General features: G+C 80.4%; 1 protein-coding gene. It reads left to right on the forward strand.

The annotated features are described in order from the left end of the window. Positions 1-2,477: FtsK/SpoIIIE domain-containing protein (locus ABZV94_RS41230; RefSeq protein ID WP_356350194.1), on the forward strand; the 2,477-nt coding region annotated here is incomplete at both ends.

Raw genomic sequence — 2,477 nt, forward strand, 5'->3', positions numbered from 1 at the left:
GGGAGCGCAGGCCGGAGGCGATGGCGCTCTTGCTGACCAGCTCGCCGATCTCGTTGCGCCGGGGCGCGGCCTGGAGCTGTTTCAGCACGCCCCGGCGGGCACCCGGCATGCCTACGGCCCCCACGGCTTTGCCGGCTGGGACGCGGAGGCCCAGGAGCACCGGCGTACGCAGTCGCCCGTCGTGCCGGGGCAGGCCGGCGCGCCGCGCGTGGAGAGCCGGAGCGAAGGCACCGCCGGTGCGTCCGGCGCGGACACGCACGCGGGCCTGTTCGGTGTCGCCGGTACGGGTGACGAGGAGGCGCGGGCGCGCGGGCGCAAGGGGACCCCGCTCAGGGGCACCGACCTCCCCCAGGGTGTCCGGCGGCGCGGACTGGGGGCCTGGGCGCGTCGGCTGGCCGGCGGGCGCGGGGAGCAGCCGGCCGGCTCCGAGTCGTACGACGGTACGGCCGGCCCCGCCGGCGGCGCCCCGGCGGCCGAAGTCCCACGGCAGCCGGAGGCCTGGCCCGACCCGGCCGCCCTGCTGCTCACCGCACTGGGCCCCGGGCCCCGGCTGTGGGAGCGCGGGCCGGGACACCCCGAGGCGCTGACCGTGCGGCTCGGCACGGCCGACCGGACCACGCCGGACGGCTCGGGCCTGCTGCCGGCGGTGCCGGTGACGGCCGCGCTGCGCGAGGCGGGCGCGCTGGGCCTGGCCGGTCCGCGCCCCCGGCTGTCCGGGCTGGCCCGCGCGGTGCTGGCCCAGCTCGCCGCGCTGCACTCCCCCGACCTGCTGGAGATCGTGCTGATCAGCGCGGACCACGCCCGGCCGGTCGCGGACCGCACGGCCGAGTGGGCCTGGCTGGGCTGGCTCCCGCACGTCCGGCCGGGCCACGGCCAGGACTGCCGGCTGCTGCTGGCCTACGACCGTGAACAGGCGGCGGCCCGCACGGAGGAACTGCTGCGCCGGGTGGAGGACCACGCGGCGACGGGCCGCACGACGGCCCACCCCCCGCGGTCGCACAGCGCGGACGCCGCGGCGGAGCCGACGGCCGCCCGGGGACCGGACGCCCTCCCCAGGGCCTACGGGACCTACGGGGGCCCCGGACACCCGGCGCACCCCGGCGCCCCCGACGGCCCGGACCACGCCCCGCACACCAGCGCGGGCCCCGGCAGCCCGCAGGACCCCGCGAGCGCCGCCCCCGCTCACGCCGACGCCCGCGCCCGCCGCCCCTCCTGGGCGAAGGAAGCCCCCGACGCCGGTGCCGGCGGTGGCTTCGCCGGACCGTTCACCGTCGTCGTCGTGGACGGGGACCCGGGCGGGGCCGCGCTGCGGGACGCGCTCGCGCGGCTGGCCGTGGCCGGGCCGCGGGCCGGGGTCCACGTGGTGTGCCTCGCCGAGACCCCGACCGCGTCGCCCGCCTCCCCGGTGACGGAGACGTACGAGGCCGCCTGCGCGGTGACGCCGACGTTCCGGCACTGCGGTGCCGTGGCGCTGCTCAGCGGGGACGTCGCCGCCGCGCTGCGGCTGATGCGGGTCGCGCCGGGCGGACCCGTCGGCCCGGGTTCGCCCGCCACCGTCGACGCCGTCTCCACCGCCTGGGCGGAGCGGTTCGCGCGGGCACTCGCACCGCTGCGTCCGGACGGCCCCACCGGCGAACAGCACGCGCGCGTGGCCACCCCGCTGCCCCGGTCGGCCCGCCTGCTGGACGAGCTGGGGCTGGCCCGGGCCACCCCGGCCTCGCTGATGGCCCGCTGGGCCGACGCCGCCGACGACACGCGCTCGCTGGGCGGGCGGGCCCGCGCCGTGCTGGGTGCCGGGCCCCGCGGCCCGGTCACCGCCGACCTCGTGGCCGACGGGCCGCACCTGCTGATCGAGGGACCGGCCGGGAGCGGCCGTACCGAGCTGCTGCGGGCCGTGGTCGCCTCGCTGGCCGCCGCCGAGCGGCCGGACCGGCTGGCCGTGGTCCTGCTCGACGGCCGGGACGGGGTCGGCACGGGCGCCGGCCGCGGCGAGGGCCTGCGCGTGTGCACGGACATACCGCACGTGACGACGCACCTCATCGCCAACGACCCCGTGCGGATGCGGGAGTTCGCGCAGTCGCTGACCGCCGAGCTGAAGCGCCGGGCGGAGCTGCTGGGCCGGACCGACTTCGCCCAGTGGCACGCCGGGCAGGAGGTCTCCGGCCGGTTGGTCGCCCAGCGCACGCCCGCCCACGGCTCCACCGCCGTGCCCGCCTCCGGTGACATCGAGACGCCCCCCAGTTCGACCCTGCGTCTGCGGCCGGGCGCCGCCGCCCGGCAGCGGGCCGCGGCCGTGGCGCCGCTGCCCCGGCTGGTGGTGGTCGTGGACGACCTGGACGCGCTGGTCTCCCCCGCGCTCGGCTCGCCGGGCCGGCCCGCCGCCGGCTCGGTGATACGGGCGCTGGAGGCGGTGGCCCGGGAGGGCGAGCGGCTCGGCGTCCATCTGGTGACGGCGGCCGGGACCGGCGGCCGTACGG

Source organism: Streptomyces sp. NPDC004658, from assembly GCF_040609555.1.
Classification (GTDB): domain Bacteria; phylum Actinomycetota; class Actinomycetes; order Streptomycetales; family Streptomycetaceae; genus Streptomyces.